This is a genomic window from Nitrospirillum bahiense (assembly GCF_007828025.1).
Taxonomy (GTDB): Bacteria; Pseudomonadota; Alphaproteobacteria; order Azospirillales; family Azospirillaceae; genus Nitrospirillum; species Nitrospirillum amazonense.
The window spans coordinates 116,758-141,129 of record NZ_VITO01000009.1 but is presented as its reverse complement, the minus strand read 5'-3'; the positions used below and the strand labels follow the sequence as shown (position 1 = coordinate 141,129).

17 protein-coding genes are annotated in these 24,372 nt (G+C 64.4%); 14 read left to right on the top strand and 3 right to left on the bottom strand.

Annotation, left to right across the window (positions count from 1 at the left end; genetic code table 11):
* Positions 1-8 precede the first annotated feature (8 nt).
* A complete protein-coding gene (gene lra1 / locus FBZ88_RS14920; protein ID WP_145613701.1) occupies positions 9-779 on the bottom strand; it encodes an L-rhamnose 1-dehydrogenase Lra1 in 771 nt (256 codons plus the stop codon).
* Between the two features lie 354 nt (positions 780-1,133).
* Between lra1 and rhmD the strand changes: the two genes are divergently transcribed.
* The 14 genes from rhmD to FBZ88_RS14850 all read left to right on the top strand — a co-directional run bounded on the left by rhmD (position 1,134) and on the right by FBZ88_RS14850 (position 22,543).
* Positions 1,134-2,315: an L-rhamnonate dehydratase gene (gene rhmD / locus FBZ88_RS14915; protein WP_246134626.1), complete on the top strand. Its 1,182-nt coding sequence runs from the start codon at positions 1,134-1,136 to the stop codon at positions 2,313-2,315.
* Between the two features lie 12 nt (positions 2,316-2,327).
* A complete protein-coding gene (locus FBZ88_RS14910) occupies positions 2,328-3,200 on the top strand; it encodes a 2,4-didehydro-3-deoxy-L-rhamnonate hydrolase (RefSeq protein ID WP_145613699.1) in 873 nt (290 codons plus the stop codon).
* Positions 3,197-3,949, top strand: a complete 753-nt coding sequence (locus tag FBZ88_RS14905) for an SDR family NAD(P)-dependent oxidoreductase (protein ID WP_145613698.1) — start codon at positions 3,197-3,199, stop codon at positions 3,947-3,949. The genes FBZ88_RS14910 and FBZ88_RS14905 overlap by 4 nt, the downstream gene beginning before the upstream one ends.
* 40 nt (positions 3,950-3,989) lie before the next feature.
* Positions 3,990-4,892: an amidohydrolase family protein gene (locus tag FBZ88_RS14900; RefSeq protein ID WP_145613697.1), complete on the top strand. Its 903-nt coding sequence runs from the start codon at positions 3,990-3,992 to the stop codon at positions 4,890-4,892.
* A gap of 71 nt (positions 4,893-4,963) precedes the next feature.
* Complete coding sequence (locus tag FBZ88_RS14895; protein WP_145613696.1) at positions 4,964-6,202, top strand: sugar MFS transporter; 1,239 nt, start codon at positions 4,964-4,966, stop codon at positions 6,200-6,202.
* 563 nt (positions 6,203-6,765) lie between these two features.
* Entirely contained in the window at positions 6,766-9,078 is a 2,313-nt protein-coding gene (locus tag FBZ88_RS14890) for a TonB-dependent receptor (RefSeq protein ID WP_145617979.1), read from the top strand.
* Positions 9,079-9,090: 12 nt separating this feature from the next.
* The gene (locus FBZ88_RS14885) at positions 9,091-11,298 is read left to right on the top strand and encodes a glycoside hydrolase family 3 C-terminal domain-containing protein (protein ID WP_145617977.1); all 2,208 of its coding nucleotides are present in this window, start codon (positions 9,091-9,093) and stop codon (positions 11,296-11,298) included.
* Between the two features lie 21 nt (positions 11,299-11,319).
* Entirely contained in the window at positions 11,320-14,190 is a 2,871-nt protein-coding gene (locus FBZ88_RS14880) for a glycosyl hydrolase (RefSeq protein ID WP_145617975.1), read from the top strand.
* Positions 14,187-16,637 (top strand): alpha-L-rhamnosidase-related protein, encoded by a 2,451-nt coding sequence (locus FBZ88_RS14875; RefSeq protein WP_145617974.1) that lies wholly within the window; start codon positions 14,187-14,189, stop codon positions 16,635-16,637. Before FBZ88_RS14880 ends, FBZ88_RS14875 begins: the two co-directional genes overlap by 4 nt.
* A 32-nt stretch (positions 16,638-16,669) precedes the next feature.
* Positions 16,670-17,680 (top strand): alpha/beta hydrolase, encoded by a 1,011-nt coding sequence (locus tag FBZ88_RS14870; RefSeq protein ID WP_186464415.1) that lies wholly within the window; start codon positions 16,670-16,672, stop codon positions 17,678-17,680.
* 137 nt (positions 17,681-17,817) lie between these two features.
* Entirely contained in the window at positions 17,818-18,483 is a 666-nt protein-coding gene (locus FBZ88_RS14865) for a TetR/AcrR family transcriptional regulator (RefSeq protein ID WP_145617972.1), read from the top strand.
* Positions 18,484-18,535: 52 nt separating this feature from the next.
* Positions 18,536-19,354, top strand: coding sequence for an IclR family transcriptional regulator (locus FBZ88_RS14860; RefSeq protein WP_246138667.1), 819 nt, complete (start codon positions 18,536-18,538; stop codon positions 19,352-19,354).
* Positions 19,355-19,571: 217 nt separating this feature from the next.
* On the top strand, positions 19,572-21,497 hold the full coding sequence (locus FBZ88_RS14855; RefSeq protein ID WP_145617969.1) for a cellulase family glycosylhydrolase: 1,926 nt from the start codon (positions 19,572-19,574) through the stop codon (positions 21,495-21,497).
* Positions 21,498-21,769: 272 nt separating this feature from the next.
* Positions 21,770-22,543 carry an IclR family transcriptional regulator gene (locus FBZ88_RS14850; RefSeq protein WP_145617968.1) on the top strand — a complete coding sequence of 258 codons (774 nt, stop codon included), beginning with the start codon at positions 21,770-21,772 and terminating at the stop codon, positions 22,541-22,543.
* A gap of 46 nt (positions 22,544-22,589) precedes the next feature.
* Here the strand turns inward: FBZ88_RS14850 and FBZ88_RS14845 are convergent, their stop codons facing one another.
* On the bottom strand, positions 22,590-23,840 hold the full coding sequence (locus tag FBZ88_RS14845; RefSeq protein WP_145617967.1) for an NADH:flavin oxidoreductase: 1,251 nt from the start codon (positions 23,838-23,840) through the stop codon (positions 22,590-22,592).
* An 81-nt stretch (positions 23,841-23,921) separates the two neighbouring features.
* Positions 23,922-24,320 carry a VOC family protein gene (locus FBZ88_RS14840; protein WP_145617965.1) on the bottom strand — a complete coding sequence of 133 codons (399 nt, stop codon included), beginning with the start codon at positions 24,318-24,320 and terminating at the stop codon, positions 23,922-23,924.
* Positions 24,321-24,372 lie beyond the last annotated feature (52 nt).

Here is a 24,372-nt window from a genome sequence, read left to right as displayed (position 1 = left end):
AGACGGGCTTACTGCAGGTTCACGAAGGCGCCACCGTCCACCAGCAGGGCGGCGCCGGTGACATAGCGGGCCAGGTCCGACGCCAGGAAGACGATGGGGCCGGCCAGGTCCTCAGGCGCGCCGAGACGGCCTAAAGGCACGCGGGCGGCCATGCGGGTGCGCTTGCCTTCGTCCGCCAGGTCGTCCTTGTTGATTTCGGTCAGGATGGTGCCGGGCAGCACGGAATTGCAGCGGATGCCGTGGCGGCCCAGGGCGATCGCCGCCGACTGCATCAGGGAATGCACCCCGGCCTTGGTCGGGGTGTAGTGCGTCTGATATTCGCCGCCAACCAGGGCGGAGATGGAAGACACCGCGATGATGGAGCCGCCATTCCCCTGAGCCACCATACGGTTGGCGGCCGCCTGCACCATGTAGTAGGCGCCGTGTAGGTTGACCCGCATCGTCCGTTCCAGCGTCTCTGCCGGCATGTCGAGGAAGGCGTGGAAGGGGCAGATGCCGGCGTTGTTGACGAAAACGTCCACCTTGCCCAGGGCGTCGCAGGCGCGGGTTATGAAGTCGGTGGCGGTGGCCGGATCGGCGACGTCACCCTTGATTGCCACGGCAAGCCGCCCAAAGGCCTTGATTTCCGCCACGCAAGAGGCGGCGCCGGCGTCGTCGGAGTGATAGTTGATGGCGACGTCGGCACCGTGCAGCGCGGCGCCGATGGCGGCCGCCCGGCCGATGCCGGTCGATGCGCCAGTCACTAGAACGACCTTTCCGGCGAGTAGTGGCGTTGCCATGGTGCAGTATCTCCCAGTCATAATTCTATGATTTCGGTCATGCTGACAATTTATCAGACATGGAATCTCGACTATGAAGTCAATAAGGCGGATGCTCTAGGTGGTTGTTTCTTAAGGATTTCCACAATCCTGAGAATCATTGCCGATTGACGTCCCATACAAATGTGAGGATCGGATCTTTCTGGCTCTTGCCTTGGCCGTGATCGCACCACGGTCTGTTTACGGGCATCTTCCCGTTGACGCGATTTTTTCTATCATATAGAACACAATTCCATCATATGGCAATATCCAATCTCGGCGGTACCTGCGAAGCGCGGGAACGCCGGGCGAGAAGCAAGGTCAAGGGAGGGGTTGATGCTGCCGAAGATCAAACAGGTGCGCGCCTATGTGGTGCGCGGCGGCGGTGCGGACTATCACGACCAGGGCGATGGCCACTGGATCGACGACCATATCGCCACGCCCATGGCCAAGTACCCGGAATACCGGCAAAGCCGGCAGAGCTTCGGCATCAACGTGCTGGGCACCCTGGTGGTGGAGATCGAGGCGGAGAACGGCACTGTCGGCTTCGCCGTCACCACGGGCGGCGAGCCCGCCGCCTATATCGTGGAAAAGCACCTAGCCCGCTTCCTGGAGGGCCGCAGCCCCACCGATTATGAGAAGATCTGGGACCAGATGTACTTCGGGACCCAGTACTACGGTCGCAAGGGCCTGGTGGTGAACGCCATCTCCGGCGTCGACCTCGCCCTGTGGGACCTGCTGGGCAAGCTGCGGCAGGAGCCGGTGTACCAGCTGCTCGGCGGGGCCGTGCGCGATGAGCTCAGCTTCTACGCCACCGGCGCGCGGCCGGACCTGGCCAAGGGCATGGGTTTCATCGGTGGCAAGATGCCCCTGCACCACGGCCCCGCCGAGGGCGAAGAAGGCCTGGCCAAAAACATCGCCGAGCTGGCCACCATGCGGGAGCGGTGTGGCGAGGACTTCTGGCTGATGTTCGATTGCTGGATGGCGCTGGACCTGAACTACGCCACCCGCCTGGCCCACAAGGCCAAGGAATATGGCCTGAAGTGGATCGAGGAGGCGCTGAGCCCCGACGATTACTGGGGCTATGCCGCCCTGAAGAAGGCCGCCCCCGCCGGCATGCTGGTGACCACCGGCGAGCATGAGGCCACCCGCTGGGGCTTCCGCATGCTGATGGAGATGGAGTGCTGCGACATCATCCAGCCCGACGTGGGCTGGTGTGGCGGCGTCACCGAGCTGCTGAAGATCTCCGCCATGGCCGACAGCCGGGGCGTCATGGTCATCCCCCATGGCTCCAGCGTCTACAGCTATCACTTCGTCATCACCCGGCATAACAGCCCGTTCGCCGAGTTCCTGATGATGGCGCCCAAGGCCGACCAGGTTCAGCCCATGTTCCATCCCCAGCTGCTGGGCGAGCCCGTTCCGGTCAATGGCCGCCTCAAGGCCACGGCCTTGGACAAGCCCGGTTTCGGTGTGGAGCTCAACCCCGCCGTCACCCTGCACCGCCCCTATACGCACTAAGGATCATTTCTTATGAAGCTCTGTCGCTTTGGCCGCCGCGGCGAAGAAAAGCCGGGCTTGGTCGACGCCGATGGCGTCATCCGTGACCTGTCCTCCCGCATCGCCGACATCACGCCGGCGGCGCTGACGTCCGACGTGTTGGCCCGTCTGTCCGCCGTTGATCCGGCCAGCCTGCCGGCCGTGCCCGGCACGCCTCGGTATGGCGTGCCGGTGCGGGGCATCGGCAAGATCGTGGCCATCGGCCTCAACTATGAGGACCATGCCATCGAATCCAATCTGCCCATCCCGACCGAGCCGGTGATGTTCGCCAAGGCCCTGTCCAGTCTGACGGGGCCGAACGATGAGGTGATGCTGCCCAGGAACTCCACCCACAGCGACTGGGAGGTGGAACTCGGCGTCGTCATCGGCAAGACCTGCCGCTATGTCGAGGAGGCCCAGGCCCTGGATCATGTGGCGGGTTACGTCCTGGCCAATGACGTGTCGGAACGCTTCAATCAGAAGCAGCGCGGCACGCAGTGGAGCAAGGGCAAGGGCCACGACACCTTCTGCCCGGTGGGCCCCTGGCTGGTGACGGCCGATGAGGTGGGCGACCCGCAGGATCTGGGCATGTGGCTGGACGTGAACGGTCAGCGCATGCAGACCGGCAATACCCGGACGATGATCTTCAACGTCCGCCAAATCATCGTCTACGCCAGCCAGTACATCACCCTGTTCCCCGGTGACCTCATCATCACCGGTACGCCACCGGGCGTTGGCGAAGGGAAGAAGCCGTCCCCCATCTTCCTCAAGGCGGGTGACGTTATGGATTTGGGGATCGCGAAGCTGGGAACCCAGCGGCAGCAGGTGGTGGAATGGCGCCACCTGGGGGATGAGGTGCTGGCATGACCGTGTTCAAGGATCGTTTTGCGGGCCGCACGGCCATCGTCACCGGTGGCGCCTCCGGCCTGGGCAAGGAAACCGCCCGCCGCCTGGTGGCGGAAGGGGCCAAGGTCGCCCTCTGGGACAATAATCCCGACACCTTGGCCGCTGCTGCGGACGAGGTGGGCGCCACCTTCAGCGTGGCGCTGGACGTCACCGATGCCGATGCCGTCGCGGCGGCGGCCCAATCCAGCCACCAGGCGCTTGGCGGACGGCTGGACGTGCTGGTGGCCTCCGCCGGCATCACCGGTGCCACCGTGCCGGTGCACGAGTTCCCGCTGGACAGCTGGCGCCGCACCATCGACATCAACCTGAACGGCTTGTTCTATTGTTGCCGTGCGCTGGTGCCGCTGATGCTGGCCAACGGCTATGGCCGCATCGTCAACGTCGCGTCGGTGGCCGGCAAGGAGGGCAACCCCAACGCCAGCGCCTATTCCGCCAGTAAAGCCGGCGTTCTGGGTTTCACCAAGTCGCTGGGCAAGGAACTGGCCGGAAAGGGCGTGATGGTCAACAGCCTGACCCCCGCGACCTTCGAAAGCCCCATCCTGGCCCAGCTGCCGCAGAGCCAGGTGGACTACATGCGCTCCAAGATTCCCATGGGGCGCCTGGGCCATGTGGAGGAGAGCGTGGCCATGGTCTGCTTCATGGCCAGCGAGGAATGCAGCTTCACCACGGCGTCGACCTTCGATACCTCAGGCGGTCGCACGACGTACTAGCCTTCTCCTCTGACGGCTAAGAACAAAGGGAGGATAGGCGATGGATGCGATTCCGTTCGTAGATGCCCACGTCCATTTCTGGAACCTGGATCGGCTCAAGTACGCTTGGCTAACACCGCCGTTCTCGGACGACGGGCCGAATGGCAGCACCGAAGCCATCGCCCATACCTATCTGCCTGACGCCTACCGGGAAGAACTGGCCCCATGGTCGCCGGTCGGTGCCGTGCATATTGATGCCGGCGCCGACCCGGCCCAGGCGCTGGAAGAAACCGCCTGGCTGGAACAATTGGCGGAGGAGGGCGGCTTGCCCAGCGCCATTGTCGCCTTCGCCGCCCTTGATGGCGGTGATGTCGAACAGATGCTGGAGCAACAGGCCGCCTACCCCCGGGTACGAGGCATCCGGCACATCGCCAATTGGCACCTGGATCCGCGCCGGACCTATAATCGCAACGATCCACTGGCCAATCCGGCCTGGCGGCAGGGCTATGCCCGGTTGGCCCGTCACGGCCTGTCGTTCGACCTGCAATGCTACCCGGGTCAGCTGGCCGCCGCTGCGGAGTTGGCGGCGGCCCATCCGGAGATACCGCTGATCCTGAACCATTGCGGCATGCCGCTGCTGCATGAGCCGGGTGGCTTGGCTTTCTGGCGGGCGGGCATGCGCGCTTTGGCCGCCCTGCCGCACGCGGCGGTGAAGCTTTCGGGCTTCGGCCTGGTGGATCGGGGATGGACGGTGGACAGCATCCGGCCGTTGATCCTTGAGACCATCGATCTCTTCGGCGCGAACCGCTGCATGGTGGCCAGCGATTTTCCCACGGACCGTCTGTTCGGGAACATCGATCGCGTCATGGGCGCCTATCACCAGATTCTGGGTGGCTTCTCGCTGGATGAGCGGCGGGACCTGTTCGGGCGCAACGCCGCCCGCATCTACCGCATCGCGGCCTAACACCTGCGCCCCAAGCGCTAGGACAGAGTGACAATAAGGGCAGCCGCCGGCGCCCAGGGAGGGGCAGTTTCATGAGTGTATACACAGCATCGGTCCATAAGCAGGTGGCGCATGATCAGGTGGCGCCGCGGGTTCTGCGCACGGCGCTGGCCTTCGCCATCAGCCTGTTTTTTATCTGGGGCTTGGCTTATGGCCTGCTGGACGTGCTGAACAAGCATTTCCAGGACACGCTGCACGTGGGCACGGCGCAGTCGACTTGGCTGCAGATTGCCTATTTCGGGGCTTACCTGCTGGTCAGCCTGCCCGCCGGCCTTCTGCTGCAGCGGGTGGGATACAAGGTCGGCATCCTGATTGGGCTGATGGTCACCGCCCTGGGCGCGTTGCTGTTCATCCCGTCCGCATCGCTGGGCCAGTTCCTGCCCTTCGTGCTGTCGATGTTCGTGCTGGCCTCGGGTCTCGCCTGTCTGGAAACCGCCGCCGACAGCTACGTCAACGTCTTGGGGTCCCCTGAACTGGCGTCGCGCCGACTCAATCTGGCGCAGTCCTTCAATGGCCTGGGCACCTTCATCGGGCCGCTGATCGGCGGCAGCCTGTTCTTCAAGGGAACCGCCGCCGGCGAGGGCGCGCATGACAACGTCCAGCTGATCTACGCCATCATCGGCGTGGCCATCGCCGTTTTCGCTCTGGTGGTGGGCCGCGCGCACCTGCCGGAAATCGCGGAGCCGGAGCACGCCAGCGATGGCGCGGACGGACGGCCCCTGTACCAGCATCGCCACTTCGTCCTGGGCGTGCTGACCCAGGCCATCTACATCGGGGCGCAGGTTGGGTGCGGCGCGCTTTTCGTCAACGTCGCCATCGATACCTGGGCGGGCCTCGATGCCCAAGGCGCCGCCTATCTGCTGTCCCTGGCGCTGGTACTGTTTATGGCCGGCCGCTTCGTCGCCACGGCCCTGTTGGGACGGATTTCGCCACGGGTCCTGCTGACCCTGTTCGCGGTCATCAATGTCGCGCTGTCGCTGGTCGTGGCGGCGGGCCTCGACCGGGTGTCGTTGATCGCGATGATCGCGGTCTTCTTCTTCATGTCCACCATGTTCCCGACCATCTTCGCGCTGGGCGTCCAGGGCCTGGGGCCGAATACCAAGCGCGGCGCCTCCATGATGGTCATGGCCATCGGCGGCGGCGTCGTCCTGCCTTACCCCATGGGCCTGATCGCCGAGGCCTACGGCTTCCCGGCGGCTTATATCCTGCCGGCGCTGGGTTTCGTGGTGGTCGCCCTGTACGGCGCCCGGGGGGCACGGTACAGCGCCTGATGCGCCCGGTGACGTCGCAAGCCTGGGACGGCGATTCCCATTCTTTGCACCCGGGTCCCAGGCCCCGGGAATAGTCGATTGCCGAGGGGATGCATTCCGCATGCCGCGCAGGGGAGGTTGATCTCCGACCGGTCACGTCGCGACTTTCTTACTGCATACCCGCGGCGGAATCGCTTCTGTCCCGATCTTAATGCGGGGGGCCGTGCGCCCTTTGGATCGCGTGCCCCGCGCCCACTGCAGTAAAGGGCGGCTATGGAAAATCCCGGAGGTTAATTATACTGCTGAATTCCTTTCGCAATAGGCCGCTGCCCGCCGTCTAGGCCGGCAAGCGCGGGCGTCGAACCACCGCCGTTTGTCTTTGGTTCTGCTTACCTGCCCAGGCGCTGCGGCGGGCCGTTGGTGCTGGCGTGGGGAAAATGCTGGACAGCACATCCCGTCCAGGGAATTGTACGTTAGCGTGTTATTGAGTATTGACTTACTAACACCAAAAAGTAAGATGCCATCCCATAATTAGGGAAAACGGCGGCGCCATATAGAGCGTAGCCGCAAGGGAGGGCACAATTTTGCGCGATCTAAAATCCATTCTGCTTGTCTCGACCATGATGGCCGCTGGCGTTGCCTCGCCCGCCTTTGCCCAGGTCGCCGCAGCGGAGCAGGCGCCCAGTGATGACCTGATGGAAATCATCGTGACGGCCGAGAAGCGCGCCGAGCGCCTGCAGGATGTGCCGAAGTCCGTCGACGTGGTGACGGGTGACACGGTCGACAAGCTGAACCTGCGCGAGTTCTCGGATATCCAGCAGTTGGCCCCGGGCCTCAGCCTGGATTCCAAAGAACCGAACACCAATTCCATCACCGTGCGTGGTGTCGGTTTCGATCCGAACTCTGGCACGCAGCCGACGGTCAACGTCTACTTCAACGAGACCCCGCTGGACACCAACAGCGCCTTCCGCAGCCTGTACGACATCGGGCAGATCGAGGTGTTGCGCGGGCCGCAGGGAACCTTGCGGGGCCGTACCTCGCCCTCCGGCGCCATCACCATCGCCAGCCGGCAGCCGGACCTGGACAAGGTCAGCGGCTACGTTCAGCAGACCTTCACGACCCAGGATGGCATCAACACTCAGGCCGCCGTCGGGGCGCCGATCGTTGATGGCAAGCTGGCCTTCCGCATCGCCGGCCTGTTCGACCGCAATGACGCGGCCGATGCGCACAACATCCGCAATGGCAGCGACGACGGTGACAAGACCCGCAGTGTTCGCGCCAGCTTGGCCTTCAAGCCGACCGAAGACCTGACCTTCGTCCTGACCCACCAGTTCATGGACAACTACACGGTCGCCAACCCGATCGCCTTCTCCGTCGGTGGCTCCACGGCGACGCCCTACCTGACACCCGGGGATCGCGTTTCGCTGACCAATGGGCCGACCGAATACCACTACACTGGCAACGTGACCACGCTGACGGGCGAGCTGGATCTGGGTGGCGTCGCCATCAACTACGTGGGTGGATATCAGCAGATCAGCAATGACCGGGTGTCCGACTTGGCGCGGGGAGGGTCGATCCCGAACTACTCCCAGATGCAGTATGTGAATACCAATATCCATCAGGTCTCACAGGAACTGCGCCTGACATCCCAGGGGCGGGATTTCTGGAACTACCTGGTCGGCGTCTACTATGACAACGTCAATTCCCCGACCAGCGTGAACCAGGCTCAGATATTACCCTTCGCGCTGTCCCCCACGCCGATGCCGCCGCTGTCTTTTGGCGTCTTCAATGTGGGGATCGATGCTCCCGCCTCCATCCAGGATTATGCGATCTTCACCGATCACCGTTTTAAGATCACGGACAGCGATTTGATCGAGGTTGGCGGCCGCTATCAGGAGCAGCACTTCGACCACGCCTTCAATCAAACCCTGAGCGGCCCCATTTTCGGCCCCAATCCCATTACGCAGGCCGGGATCGCGCCTGACATGCAGAAGGGGATTTCCGGCCAGTTCACGGGATCGGCCAGCTACAAGCATGACTTCAGCCGCGATCTGACGGCCTACTTCAGCTATGGCCGCTCTTATCGTCCGGGTGGCGTCATCGCGACGACGGCGGCCCTCGACCAAAGCCTGCTGCTGTACAAGCCCGAGAAGTCCGACTCCTATGAAATCGGCCTGAAGGGCGCGCTTCTGGACCGCAAGCTGCGATTCACGTTGAGCGCCTACCAGCAGGATTTCCAGAACTACCAAGCCTATACCGGTTCCTACCTGTCGGTATCGACCGCGCGTAACGGCATTCCGGACAATAACGCGGCCTTCACCTTCAATGCCGACGCCCAGGTTCGGGGCTTCGAGGCCACCCTGGCCGGCCAAATTACCGAGCATCTGCAGTTCGGGGTGAGTGGCACCTACAACAGCACCCAGTTCAAGAACGCGCTGGCTCCCTGCAACGACTACAACGGCGATGGTGTTGCGGACTCGGTTGGTACGCCATCGGTGCCTATGGGCCAGCAGGTCGCGTTTTGCCATCTTAACGGCCGCTTGAGCGATCAGGCGGACTGGAGCTTGAGCGCCAACTTCGAATATGACGTTCCGCTGTGGGGGAACAACGAAGGCTTCGTGCGCGGCCTCGTGAACTATATCCCGAAGCGGACGGACCCCTTCCAGAACATCAGCTACAGTGACCTGATCAACAACAGCTTGTTCCTGGGGCTGCGCGATAAGGACGGGGCCTATGAGGTTTCGGTCTTCGCGAAAAACCTGGCGGACGTCTCCACGCTGACGACACGCGGCGCCGCACAGGTGGACTACAGCTACTACGCGTCGGGCTACGCCATCGGGACGCCGGTGCGTCCGCGGGAGTTCGGTCTGAACCTCCGCTACGCCTTCGGCCAGTAAGGGGGGGATAGCATGCGCCTTGCCATGGCCGCCGCTGCGTCCGGGTTGGCGTTGATGGCGGGTTGGGCTGCGGCGGGGGAAACCCCGTCGCAGGCCGACGCCAAGGCCCAGGCCCTTCTGGAGCAGATGACCCAGGACGAAAAAATCGGCCTATTGCATGGGCCGATGTTGGCGCTGGTCCAGCGCTCCAAGCGACCGGACGGTGTCGTGATCGGCGCGGGCTATATCGCCGGGGTTCCCCGGTTGGGCATCCCCGCCCTCACGGAAACCGACGCCAGCCTGGGCGTGTCGAACCTGAACAATCAGCGGCCCGGCGACGTCGCGACCGCCCTTCCGTCCGGATTGGCTGTCGCCTCCAGTTGGGACCCAGAGGTGGCGTATCGTGGCGGTGCCATGATCGGCGCGGAGGCCCGTGCCAAGGGCTTCAACGTCATGCTGGCCGGCGGTGTGAACCTGGTGCGCGACCCGCGTGGCGGGCGCAATTTCGAGTATCTGGGGGAGGACCCTCTGCTGGCGGGCCGGCTGGCGGGACGCTCCATCGCCGGCGTGCAGTCCAATCATATCGTCGCCACCATCAAGCATTTCTCCATGAACGACCAGGAGACGGGGCGGAACGTCCTGTCGGTCAACATGGCGGAAGCGCCCATTCGCGAGAGCGACCTGCTTGCTTTCCAGATTGGCATCGAGACCGGCGATCCGGGCTCGGTCATGTGCGGCTACAACCGGGTCAATGGCGTCTACGCCTGCGAGAATCCCTTCCTGCTGAATGACGTTCTGCGGCGCGACTGGGGCTTCAAGGGCTGGGTCATGTCGGACTGGGGGGCGGTCCACTCCACCGAAGCCTTGGTCCATGGACTAGATCAGCAGTCGGGCGACCAACTGGACCTGAAGAAATATTTCTCCACGTCGCTGGAGGAAGAGATCGCGCAGGGGCGGATTCCCCAGGTGGCAGTGGACACCGCCGTGCGGCGCATCGTGCGGACCCTGTTCGCGCGCGGGGTCATCGACAACCCGGCCATCCCGGGTGATTCCATCGACTACGACGCCCATGCCGCTGTCGCGCAGGCGACGGCGGAAGCCGGCATGGTCCTGCTGCGGAACGAGCGGGATGTCCTGCCCCTAGCGGCCACCGCCAAGCGCATCGCCGTCATCGGGGGGCATGCGGATATCGGCGTTTTGTCCGGCGGTGGCTCCAGTCAGGTCACCCCAGTGGGTGGCTTCGCGCTAGTGGTCAAGCGCCCGGGGACGGGGGCTTCGTCCTTCGCCAGCCGCAGCTACGGTCCGTCGTCACCGCTGGCGGCGTTGCGGGCCGCGCGCCCGGACGCGACGGTGGAGTTCAACGACGGCCATGATCCGGTGGCCGCGGCCGCTATGGCGCATGATGCCGATGTAGCGATCGTGTTCGTGGAGAAGTGGGCGACCGAGGCGGAAGATGCCAAGGACTTGGCGCTTGAGGATGGACAGGACGCGCTAATCGCCGCTGTCGCGGCGGCCAATTCACGAACTATTGTGGTGCTGGAAACGGGCAATGCCATCAGCATGCCATGGCGGGATCAGGTGCAGGGCATCCTGGCCGCCTGGTTCCCGGGCCAGCGGGGGGGTGAGGCCATCGCGCGGGTGCTGACCGGGGCCGTCAACCCTTCCGGTCGCCTGCCGATCACCTTCCCGGCCAGCGAGAAGCAACTGCCCAACCCCATGCTGCCGGGTGGTGACGCCCAGCCAGCGGATAAGGAGACGCGGGCGGTTTACGGTATCCAGGCGGGGCTGAAGCCGTTTGACATCAGCTATCCCGAAGGGTCCGACGTGGGGTACCGGTGGTTCGCCAAGACCGGCGCGCGGCCGCTCTACGCCTTCGGCTACGGCCTCAGCTATACCCGTTTCCGCTATGACGGGCTGAAGATCGCCGGCGGCGACACGCTGCGGGTGCGGTTCACCGCCACGAACACCGGCGGCCGTGAAGGGGCAGATGTGCCTCAGGTCTATGTTTCGCGCAACGGCCGGGCCAAGCGTCTGATCGGCTGGGACAAGCCGACGCTGAAGCCGGGGGAAAGCCGCGAGGTTACCGTCACGGCCGATCCCCGCGTCATTGGTGATTTCGATGCCAAGGCCCAGCGCTGGGTGGTCCCGGCGGGCGACTATCGCGTTGAGGTCGGCGCATCCGCTGAGGATGTGGCGTTGGCAGGTATGACCCATCTTGGCCGGCAAACAATAAAGCCCTGATCCCTGGGAAGGAAACGCGTGATGAGCAGGTGGCACCCTCTTCTGGCAGGGGCCTGTGCCCTGGCCCTTCTCTTCGGGGCCCAAGCGGGTAAGGCCCAGACCTTGGAGCAGGTGTTTCAGGCGCCGCCCAAGGAGATGCGGCCGCGTCTGCGCTGGTGGTGGCCGGGCGACGCTGTGAACGCCGACGAGTTGCGGCGCGAAATCAAGGTGCTGGATGAGGCGGGATTCGGCGGTGCCGAAATCCAGTCCTTCAATCCTGGCGTGCCCGGCCTCAGCCAGGCGGAGCGTGACACGATCAACGGCTATGCCACCCCGCCGTTCTTCGCCCATGTGAAGGCCGCGGCGGAGGAAGCGTCGGCACGGGGACTGACCCTCGACTACACGCTGGGGTCCGCGTGGCCATCCGGCGGTGGCTTCGCCATTCCGCCGGAAAAGGCCTACGTGGAGCTGACCATGGCGTTCACCGAGGTCAGCGGCGGCAAGGGGCCGGTCAAGGTGGCCGTCCCCAGCCGGACCAAGCGCATGGGCGCCATTTCGGGCTTTGATCCCCGGGGCAAGGATCCGAGGGTGGCGGACTGGCCGGCCCGGCTGGACGCGCGGGCCAAGATCGTGGCGGTGATCGCCGTCAAGGGCAACGGCCCGGCACTGCAGCCGGCACCTCCCGCCCAAGGTCTGGTACTCTACCCCTGGCGCCATGTGGATATGCCTGGTCAGCTGGACGAAGGCAGTGCGTTGGTGCTGACCGACAAGCTGCGGGACGACGGCACGCTGGATTGGACACCGCCGGCGGGGACTTGGCAGGTCTTCGTCTTCAAACAGTATGCCGTCAACATGGGGATCCTGGCAGGTACCGGTGAGGGGCCGCAGCTGACCCTGGACCATATGGACCCGTCCGCCTTCGCCGCCCATGTGGCGCGGGTGGCGGACCCGCTGCCGTCGGCTCTGGGTCCCGCCTTTTCCGCGGTCCGCTCCACCTTCGTGGACAGCCTGGAGCTGATGCAGGATCTGCCCTGGACCGAGAATTTCCTGGCGGAATTCAAGAAGCGCCGCGGCTATGACCTTACCCCCTATCTACCCCTGGTGCTGCAGCCGGGCTGGATGCAGGCCTGGGGGGAATACTGGTCGCCCCCCTATTTCGAGGCGGGGGACAGCACGGCGGAGCGTGTGCGGGCCGACTACCGCCGCACCGTCTCCGACCTGATGTTCGATGGCTTTGTCGATCCGTTCGTCGCCTGGAATCATGCGCACGGCCTTCAGGCGAAGTTCCAGGCACATGGCGGCGCGCTCGACATCGTTCGGGGCTATGGCGCCGCCGACATACCGGAGACGGAGGACTTGGCGGGGGCCGATCCCTACTTCATGCGCTTTGCCCGTTCCGGCGCCGACCTCTATGGTCGGGCCATCGTGTCGGCGGAGAGCTTGTGCTGGAAGGATCGCCCCTATTCGGTTACGCCCGACGAATTGCGCCAGCGAGCGGACCTGATCTTCGCCAGTGGCGTCAACAGCCTGGTGATTCACGGCACCAATTATCGGCGCGATGGCGTGGCATGGCCCGGCTGGCACGCCTTCCAGCCCAGCGCGTTCTCGCTCGGCTTCAGCACCATGGTCAACGAGGCCAACCCGATCTGGGCCGGTGTCCCCACGTTGGCGGCATATTTCGCCCGTACCCAGGCGGTGCTGCGCCAGGGCAAGCCCGTGGTGCCGGTGGCCTATTTCTACGGCCAGGTCGGCTACTATGCCGGCATCGAGGACCGGGGCGCGGACGCCGAGTTGGCGCAGCGCCATTTCCTCGCGGGCGGCTATGACTTCGACCGCGTCAATCCCGATGCGTTGGCCCACGCCCGCGTGGAAGACCACCAGCTGGTTTCCGCCGGGGGCGCCCGGTACCCGGTTCTGGTCCTGCCGCCGGTGGACGGCATCGCGGCCGAGACGGCGGAGCAGATTGCCGCCTTCGCCCAGGCCGGGCTGCCGGTTGTCTTCGCCGATCACGCGCCCACCCGTGACGAAGGGCTGGCCAACCATGAAGCCCGGGATGCTCGCGTCCGGGTGGCGGTGGCGGCCACCCTCCAGGCCGGTGCGCGTGTCGTGCCAGCTGATGGCGTGGTGGATGCCTTGCGCCTGATCCAGGTGCCGGCCAACTTGCGCTTCACGGGCGATCCCACGGACGTGGTCTACGTGCAGCGTCGTGTGGGCGATCAGCTGGTGACCTTCCTGCATAACGCTGGTGGGCAGTCCCGCGACGCCAGTTTGGTGTTGCCGGGTCGCGGCGCCGTTACCCGCTGGAACGCTTTGGATGGCACCATCACAGCGGCCAGCGGCGTCCAGTCCGTGGGCGGTGGCACAGCGGTTCCCCTGACGTTGCCGGCTGGTGCCAGCGCGCTGCTGGTGCAGGATACCCGCTTGCCACCGCCGCCCGCCCCGGCCCCGGTTCTCGTGACCCATAAGGTATTGCCCCAGGATGGCTGGACCTTACTGGTGAATGGCCATGGTCCCAAGGGGGTGTCGGTCAGCCGGCCGCTGACGGTCACCACCCTGGGCGACTGGTCGCAAACCACTGGGCTGGGCGACTTCGCTGGCGAGGGGGCCTACCAACGCACAGTCGAGGTCGAGCGATCCTGGCTGGGCAGGGGACGGCACGTCCTTCTGGCCCTAGGCGAAGTCCACGACATGGCGGTCGTAACCATCAATGGACATCGCTTCCAGCCGCTGGTGACCCGGCCTTTCAAGGTGGATGTGACGGCGGCGCTGCGACCCGGTCGCAATACCCTGGAGATCACCGTCCTGAACACACCGCAGAACGCAATGGTCGATGCCAAGGCGCCAGGCTTCAAACTGCTGAAGCCTGTTCCCGCTGGCTTGGTCGGCCCTGTCGAGGTGGAGGTTATGCAATGAGGTTTCTGTCCATCACCCTGGGTAGCGTCCTGGCGTTGTCTTTGGCTGCGGCGACGGGCCCGGTTGTCGCTCAGGGCACCGCTGTGTCGGCGCAGGGATGGATCACTCATCCCGATGCCGCCACCAGGGAACGTCCCATCGTTCTCGATTTCCGGCGGACGTTCGAATTGGCCGCGGTGCCGTCGGCTTTTCCGGTCACAGTGACGGCTGACAACCGGTTCAACCTCTATGTCAACGGTGTGCGGGTGGCGATGGGTCCCTCCACCGGCGACATCGCTCATTGGCGGATGGAGGCGCTGGATCTCGCGCCATACCTGCGGCCGGGCCGGAACGTGATCGCGGCGGAGGTTTGGAATTTCGTGAAGCCGCCGCCGGTGCTGCCGCCCAATGCCACGGATGCGCAGAAGCGGGCGGCGGCCGGCGGCGAGTTGTTTTCCCAGACGGCCCCCATTTTCCAGCAGAGTGTCGATACAGGCTTCCGCCTGCGGGGTGATGGCCCAGCGGCCACTGTCGGTACCGATCAGGCCGGCTGGCGGGTTGCGGTGGACGGTGGGCGGTCGGCTGTCAACGGCTATCGCCAGGTGCGTCGCTGGTTCTATGTCGCAGGCTCGCCCGAGGTGATCGACGCCGCCAAGGCCAATTGGGATTGGATGGCGGTGGCGGAACCCAAGGGCGATTGGCGGGAGGCCGTGCCGGCACCAGAGGCCGCGGCCCGTACGTTGACGATCGACCGCCTGCCGCAGCAGGAGTATGCGCCGGTAGCAGCCGGAACGGTGGTGCGCAGCGATCTCGACGGGGGGAAAGCATTCCCCGGTCATGCCGTCACCGTGCCGGCCAATACCCACGTCAAGCTGTTGCTCCGCCGGGACGCGATGGTCTCTGCCTATCCGGAACTGGCGGTCAGCGGCGGCAAGGACGCGGTCATCAAACTGACCTATGCCGAGGCCCTGTACGACGATCAGTTCAAGAAGGCGGATCGCGATCTGGTGGACGACCGGAAGGCCTTCGGCATTTGGGATACGTTCACCGCCGACGGCGGGCGGCGGGCTTTCCAGCCGCTGTGGTGGCGGACGTGGCGTTATCTCGATATCGACGTGGTGACGCAGGGTGAACCCCTGACCCTGGACGGCCTGCGGGTCTTCGAGACCGGCTACCCGTTCCAGCAGATCGGAAGTTTCAGGAGCAGCGACCCGGTGCTTGACCATATCTGGCAGGTCGGCTGGCGCACGGCGCGGGTGGATGCGCATGAAACCTATATGGACACGGCGTTCTGGGAGCAGAACCAGTATGTCGGCGACACCCGGCTTCAGGCGCTGATCAGCTACGCTGTCGGCGGGGATCCCCGCCTGGCGGAACAGGCGATCGACGCCTTTGCCCAGTCGGATGTCGACGACGGGCTGGTTGAAGGGGCCTACCCGGTCCGCAACAGCAATGCCATCGCCCCCTTCTCCTTGTTGTGGGTGGGGATGTTGCATGACTGGTGGATGCAGCAGCCGGACACCGGTCCGGTGGTGCGGCACCTGGACCGCATGCGCAAGGTGCTGCATTGGTTTGAGCGCTATCAGGCGCCATCCGGGTTGCTGACCAAGAATCCGCAGTGGAACTTCATCGACTGGGCAGGGCAGCCGGCGACCGACCGCACCAAGTTCCCCTCCTATGGCAAGGATGGTGAAAGCTGTCTAATGTCCGTCAGCTGGCTGGGGGCGCTGCGCCAAGGGGCGGCGTTGGAAAAGGCGCTGGGGGATCCGGCCCAGGCGGCGGCGGACACGGCCCGTGCCGATGCTGTGCGGGCGGCGCTTCGGGCGCGTTGCTGGCAGGCGGGACGCGGCCTCTACGCCGACAATCCGGACGGCGACGTTTTCAGCCAGCACACCAATACCCTGGCGGTCCTCTATGACGTCGCCACGCCGGAGGAGGCGCCGGCCATCCTGCGGCGCATCACCAAGGCGGGGGGCGGCATCGATGCCCTGGACGGGATGTATGTCAGCAGCTACTACTTCGCCTGGTATCTGGCGCGGGCCTTCGTTCATGCCGGCCTGGCGAATGACTACCACGCGCTGCTGCAGACATGGCGTGACCTGCTGGCACTTCACTACACCACCTGGCCGGAGGAGCGCGGCAACACGCGCTCCGACACCCATGCCTGGAGCGCTCATCCCACCGCGGACCTTTTGGATATCGTCGCCGGCATCCAGCCCGGCGCCCCGGGATATGCCGCCGTCCGGATTCAGCCCGCCTTGGGAGCCCTGACCCAACTGGATGCGACGGCCGCGACGCCGCATGGCGCGGTGACCGTCCGCTATCGCGTGGTCGGCTCCAGGATGATGGCCGACATCCGGCGGCCGAAAGACCTGCCCGGTGAGTTCGTCTGGCAAGGCCGCACTTATCCCTTGGATGCTGTAGAGACGCACTTGAGCGTGCCGGCCCCTCGGCGGGAGGAACGGTGATGAGGCGCTTATCGGGGCTGGTGATTGCTCTGATGGTCGCTGTTGCGGGCGGGACCGCCTTCGGCCAGACCGCCCCGGTGGACCCGGCCCGCGTTCCGCCCGATACGCTGTCGCCCGCCTGGCAGCGGATGTGGCCGATCGTGACGGGGTTCAAGGCGGCGGAGGCGCCGCAGCCCGCCCTTAATGACCTCGTGGCATGGAAGCAGCAGCAAGATGCGGTTGACGAGCAGATGCAAAAGATGGCGTCCGGCGTCACCGCGGCCTATGGGGTGACGGTGGAGGCCAGCCTAATAGGCGGTGTGCCCACCCTGACCATCACGCCCAAGGACTGGGTGGATGACGGGCGTCTGCTGATCTATGTCCATGGCGGCGGCTTCACCAGCCTTTCGGCCCGCTCGACCCTGTTCTCCTCGGGCCTCATGGCCAACCGCAGCCGGATGCGGGTCATTTCCGTCGACTATACCCTGGCGCCGCAGCAGCGCTGGCAAGGGACCACCGACCAGGTGGCGGCGGTCTATCGCGCCCTGCTGTCCCAGGGCCGGTCGCCGCAGGGGATCGGCATTTTCGGGGACTCCGCTGGGGGCTCCATCGTGGCAGGAACCGTTCTGAAGCTGCGCGACGCGGGCACCCCCCTGCCGGGGGCCGTCTTGCTCTGGTCGCCGTGGTCGGACGTTACCGCTACGGGTGATACCTACCGTACCCTGGCCAGCTTCGATCCGGCGTTGAGCATGGTCCGCCTGGCTTTGAGTGCGGCGGCCTACGCAGATCCCGCCGATCAGAAGAACCCCTATGTCTCCCCTGTCTACGGCGACTACGCCAGGGGCTTCCCGCCGACGCTGATCCAGGGCGGCACCCGTGAAATTTTCCTCAGCAACATGGTGCGGCATTACCAGGCGCTGGTCACCGGCGGTGTGGACGCCACCCTGGACCTCTATGAAGGCATGATCCATGTCTTCCAGCCCATGGCGCCGGGGGCGCCGGAAAACGTGGCGGCGATGAAACGCGTGGTGGATTTCTGGAACCGGCATCTCAGGTCTCGCTGATGCCGCCGATGGAGTTGCGTCACAGGACAGGTATCACGGTATAATCGATCGACAACGTCCGAATTCCAGCCAGGCGCCCATCGTTCGTCGGGCACCAGTTGGAAGTCCCCCTGCAACAGCGATCGAGATGGGCTGCGATGTCTGAAACCCTGGATACTTCCGATATGACGCCCGCCCGCCCCAAGCGGACGGGGGCTGGCCGGCCGACGCAGGCCCAGGTCCGCGCGATCGACGCCGCGATCCTGGAGACCGCGACCAGCGCCTTCCTGACCGCGGGCTACAGCGGCACCTCCATGGAGGCGGTGGCGGAAGCGGCCCGCGTCTCCAAGGGAACCCTTTATGCCCGTTATCCTTCAAAGGCCGATCTGTTCAAGGCCGTTTGCTCTTCCCGCGTGGAGGTGTGGTCTACCCGCTTCACGCCCGAGCCCGCATCTGGAAGTGGGCTGACCCAGCGGCTTGAGCATTTCGCGCGGACCATCGTGCGCAGCATGTCCGACCCCGAGGTCATGGCCTTTGAGGGGCTGCTGCATACCGAGGGGCGAAATTTCCCCGAAGTGGCCAAGCTGTTCTTCGACACGACATTCGAGGTCAGCCTGGCTCAAGTCATGTCTATTCTGACGGCAGCGTCCATTCAGGACGGTACGCCCATTCGCGACGCGCGCAATGCCGCCGTCGCTTTCATGGGCTTGTTCACCGGTTGGTGGATGAGAATCCGCTGGTGCGGTCCGATTTCGGGCGATGAGGTTGAGGCGACCATCCGCAGCTTTGTCGCCATCTTCCTTCAAGGCCGCACGGCGTGGTGATGCCGGCGGCCGCGAATGCGCGGCATCGTTAGCAAGGGCAGGAGTATCGGCTTTGAAAAAGGCGGATCAGGTGGAGACGGAAGAGGAGGGCAAGGGCGCGGCCCAGCCCTCGGGTAGTCAGACGTTGTTGCGGGGGCTGGACGTTATCGACGCCGTGGCCGATGGCGTCACCACCTTTCCCGCACTGTCGGAGCGCCTTGGCCTGACCAAGTCCACGGCCCATCGTCTGGCGTCCGCCCTGGTGGAGCGAGGCTACCTCACTTTCGTCGCGCGGGAGGGATACGCCCTGGGGCCCAAGCTGCTGGAGCTGGGGTGGGCCGCACATCAGCAGATGCATCTGCCCAGCGTGGCCCGCCCCCATATCGAGCGCCTCGCCGCGGAAACCGAGGATACGGTGCATCTGGGAATCCTGGACGGCACTCAGGCGCTGTATCTGGACAAGGTGGCTGGCCGGCGTCGCGTGATCATCGGTTCTCGGGTGGGGGAGCGTCACCCCATCGTGTCCACCGGCCTGGGCAAGGCCCTGGTGTTGGACCATGACGAGGTGGCCTGGCGTGGGTTCTACGAAGTGCGTGGTTACACCAGCGGCATGGCCGTTTGGCTGGAACGCATGCGGGTCTACAGCGCCAAGGGCTATGCCTTCGACCTGGAGGAGAATGAGGACCAGGTTCGTTGTGTCGCGGCGCCCATCAGGGGGGCCAGTGGTGAGATTGTGGCCGCCCTCAGTGTCTCCAGCGCCGCCCATTACATGGGTGACGATCGCATGGAAACCCTGGCCGAGCGGGTGCGCGCGACGGCCGAGGACATCAGCAAGGATCTGGGCTGGACGGAGCGGGCCGGGCGACGGCGCCCCCGCAGAGGGCGAGCCTGAGGGAGACCTGTGGGCATGTCGATGGCGACTGGCCTTTAAACAAACGATATCGTCCTATTCTGTTCTGGCCTAGCATATCCTTATGCTCCGCCATATCTCCGCCATAGATCTAAAATAGCCCGGTAAAATGCCGAAGGTCGTTGCTGTGATCTGGAATCTATAATAGAACGATATCGTTCTATTATAAGACGTGCCGCGATGCGGTGCAGGGGGGATCATGAAGAACGCAGCCTTGAAGTTTGCCATTATCGCGTCCATCGCGGCGTTTCCCGGCACTGGCAGCGCGCATGACGGCTTGCGGCAATACGGTCGTTGGCTGGTTGATGGTGACGGCCGGGTCGTGACGATCCATGGTGGCAACGTCATGCTCCCCGATGCTCCTGCGAAAGCCGCTGGCCGTTTCACTGCCGAGACGCCAGCGCGCATGGCGGAGCAGGGGTTCAATGGCGTCCGCCTCGTGATTTTCCTCTCGGCCCTGATGCCGCAGCCTGGTGTGATCGATAAGGGCTATCTCTATCAGATCGAAAAGGCGGTAGGCGCTTACGGGGCGGCCGGTATCCACACGCTGATTGACTTCCACCAGGATGAGTACAGCGCCCTGGTTGGTGCTCGCGGCATGCCCAATTGGGCTGTGTTTTCAGATGGCTATCAGCGGATGCCGGGCATCGAGTTTCCGGTCGGCTATTTCCGAGATCCGGCTGTTCAGCGCTCCTTCGACAACTTCTGGAAAAACCACCCCGTGCCCGGTACCGGCAAGGGGGTGCAGGATTTCTATCTTGAAGGGCTGAGGGCGGTGGCGGATCACTTTCGCGACAACCCCTCGGTCATCGGCATCGACGTCATGAACGAGCCGGCGACGGGCAGCCGATGTGCCCAACCTGATCCGGGGAACGCGGATTGCCCTGAACTGGAACAGGAGCTGCTGAAGCCCTTTTATGCACGGGCCGCCAAGGTGATCAACCAAGTGGCTCCCCATCTGATCGTGTTCGTTGAACCCTTCATGCTGCAAGGTGCCTTGGGCACTCCCATCAACACGCCGATCGCTGGTAAAGCGGGTCAGCGCGGCCTGTCGTTTCATAATTACGGACCGATCAAGGCGACGCGGGAACGGGTGAACGACGGTGCGCTCGCCCTTGCCACCCGGGAGGGGGCGGCCATCCTCAACACCGAGTGGGGCTTTTCCAATGACCCAGCCGAAATCACCGGCCAAGCCACTGATTTCGACACCCGGCATATTTCCTGGCTGGCGTGGCCCCGGGGCGCGTTCGAGGCTCTGGTCGACCCCGGCTTGCCCGACGAGGGCAACGGCAATCGGGTCGCCATCTTGCGGGCCTATGCCCGCCCCTATGCCGAAGTGACGGCGGGAACCCCGCAGTCCATGCAGTTCGATGGCGACAGCGGCACCCTGCGCTATCGCTATGTCACGCGGTTGCCGAACGGGAAATCGGCGGGCGGCGGCGAAACCCGAATTCGCCTGCCGGTGATCCAGTATCCCCATGGCTACAACGTGACGGTGGAGGGCGGCAGCGTCTCCTCCGCCTATGGCTCATCGACCCTGACCATCCGCAATGACGCCAAGGCTGCCAGTGTTGCCGTGACCGTGGCGCGGATCGGTGAGCTGCCGCCGCTGCCCAAGGCGCCGGTGCCGGAGGGAGGCGAGGTCTTGGCACTGCCGCCCATCCCCCCAGGGCCGCTGACCCGTAACTCCCTGCTGGGCCACATCGTGGCGACTCCGGGTGGCCGCGCCATCCTGGACCGGCAGGTGCCGGGCATGTTGGCCGGCCTTGGCCATGTCCACGGCTGGCAGATGATGAGCATCGCGGGGATTCAGCAGTTCGCCAGTGGCACGCTGACGGAAGCCAAGGTAATCCAGATTGAGAGCGATCTCGCGACGCTACGCGTCACGCCTGGGCCGGTGGGCGGCGCAGCGCCGAACCTGAGCCTGGATTCCCTGACCAGTGATTTGCTGGCCGATCCGCGGTCGCGCGCGATTCTCGACAGGGAAGTTCCGCGCCTTTCCGCTTCTCCCCAGCAGAGCCTTTTTCCGCAAACCAAGTTGCGCGACCTGCAGCCGGTCATGCCGGATGTCCTGACCGATGAAGTCCTGGCGCGCGTCGGGCGGGCGCTGGATACGTTGCGCTAGCCGAGGAACCGCACCGTATCCAGTTCCATAATCCGTTGTGGGGTGACTTGTGCAAATTCACCCAGGAGGTCGCGCATATTAGTCCTTAATCATGGCGTACTTTAAGGATGGGGCTGGTCCGAACGCAACCATGGACCACCCCAAAAGGGATAATATGTTGCGCCGTCCCATATGGTGGGATATGCTAAGGGCGAGGTTTATGCTGATCTCACGACCACCGAAGTGTCAGCGCCAACATCCGCTATATCCACTCCCTATTTGCGAACGGCAGAATGGAAGCATCGACCGCACAATCCGGAAGTCAGACGCTTTTTCGCGGCTTGGATGTAATCGACGTCGTGGCTGAGGGGGCGATAGCATTGCAGCCTTTGTCTGATCGATTGGGGTTAACCAAATCCACCACCCATCGGTTAGCGTCGGCCTTGGTTGATCGTGGTTATCTGACGTTTGTGGCGCGGGAAGGTTACAGCCTTGGGCCCAAATTACTGGAGTTGGGCTGGATAGCGCATCAACAGATGCACCTTCCTAGTATTGCTCGCCCCTATCTTGAGAGGCTAGCCACGGCCACTGAAGACACCGTTCACTTGGGAATTCTCGAAGGTCTCCAGGCGCTTTATTTGGACAAAGTTCCTGGCCGACGTCGGGTTGTGATTGGCTCCCGTGTAGGGGAACGCCATCCGATTGCATCCACGGGGCTGGGTAAGGCCTTGATTTTGGATCATGACGAATCTTCCTGGCGCCAGTTTCATAATATGACGGGTGGTGGCGCGGACGATTTTGCCATTTGGCTCGAGCGGATGCGTGTTTATGCATCCCAAGGCTACGCATTCGACCTAGAAGAGAATGAGGATCAGATCAGGTGTGTGGCGGCCCCTATTCGAGGGGCGAAAGGCGAAATCGCGGCGGCCCTCAGCGTATCGAGTGCTGCGCAGTATATGAATGACGCGCGTATGCGAATTCTAGCCGATGAGGTTCGAGATGTTGCTCTGCAGATAAGCAAAGAACTTGGCTGGACGGAGCGAGCTGGGCGACCCAGAAAGGGTTGATAATAGATTATCCCATAGCGTGATCTTATACGCCCTTTATATTGTTTCATTCCATTTGTGTGGGTTGCTGGACACCTGGCCTTGCTGCCATTTGATTTAGCGCGGCATCGATGGCATTGCGCGTCAGCGGGCAATGGGTACCCGAGGACCCATACATCGTGGCGACGCAGCGGTTGCAGGCGGTGCAGCCGCTGTGGTGGGCGGGGTTCTCGCGAAAGCGCCGGATCAGCTCCGGGTCGTGAATGAGGGCACGGGCGATCACGACGGCGTCGAACCCCTCCCTCAATACCTTATCGGCGGCGGACAAGGACAATACTCCACCGAGATAGCCCAGCTTGCAGGACACGGCGGCTCGCACCCGGCGCGCCGCTTCCAGGAAATAAAGCTCGGAGAAGCGCAGCGACTTGGGCGTCGCCAACTTTAGCAGCTGGAACTGCAGGCGGGTGGCCAAGCTGGGCTTGCCGGACAGGAAGTCGTCATAGGGCAGGGGGCCGGAGAAGATCACCCAGGGGGATTCGATGTTGCGGCCGCCGGACAGCACCAGCATGTCGGCACCGGCCCGGTCCAGCAGCTGGGCCGTGATGATGGCATCCTCCACTGTGGCCCCGCCCTTGGCGCCGTCATAGAGGTTGATCTTGGCGAGCACGGCCAGCCGATGGCCGACAGCGGCCTTGACCGCGCTCAATACCTCCACCGGAAAGCGAGCCCGGCCTTGCGCGGAGCCGCCATAGGCGTCGCGCCGCCTGTTGGACAGGGGGGAGATGAACTGGTTCAGCAGGTAGCCGTGGCCCATGTGCAGTTCCACTGCGTCGAAGCCGGCTTCGGCGGCCAATTGGGCCGCCCGGACGAATTCGGCCGTGACCTGGTCCATGTCGGCCCGGGTCATGGCATGCTGCAAGGGACGGCCGAGCATCAGCCCGATCTTGTCCAGGCCGCCGCTGGCGGACATGGCCCGCCGGGTGGTCAGTTCCTTGTGCTGGGCGAAACTACCACCATGGGTGATCTGGGCGGAGGCGCGGCCGCCCTGGGCGTGCACGGCGTCCGTGATCGCCCGGTAGTGGGCGACCGTGGCCGCGTTCATGACACCCTGGTCGGTGAAGGTGCGGCCATCGGGCGAGACGGCGATATAGGCCAGTGTGGTCATGCCGACCCCGCCCGCCGCCAGGCGCTCGTGAAACCGCAACAGGGATCGCGTGGGGACGCAATCCTTGGTCATCATCTCGTTGGCGCCGGAGCGGATGAAGCGGTTGGGCAGAGTGAGCGGCCCAACCTTGAGGGACGCGAAGGCGTTCGCCATGGACGTGTCCATCTGGCCGGAGTGGGGGCGATGGGCGACGGCCAGGGAACCCAACGGCCGTCGCCCGCGATGGCGGCGGCGTTACCCGGCCGGCTGCAGCATCTGCACAACCTCGATCAGATGCCCCTCGACATCGGTGACGAAGGCGACGCGCACACCGTGGGCGGGCATGTCGCGCGCGGCCTGGACCTCGGTGCCGCCGGCGGCCACCGCGCGCCGGGCGAAGGCGTCCACATCGTCGGTGATGAAGCCCAGGATGACCTCGTCCTTCGACGCGCGGGGCGCATCCAAGAATTTCAGCAGGACGAAGGTGGCCGCACCCTCATGACTGGGATTGAACAGGATTTCCTGGATTTTGCGGCCGGCGATTTCGTCTTCCACGCGGACCAGCTCCTCCAAGCTGGCGACCGCCTTGTAGAAGGCGGCGGTGGCGTCCAGGTCCCAGACCAGCAGCTTGGTGAAGCCGAATTGATTGTGCATGTGATCCTCCCTTGCTTCTTGGGCGCGGTCGAAAGCGACAGCGCCTGCTGAA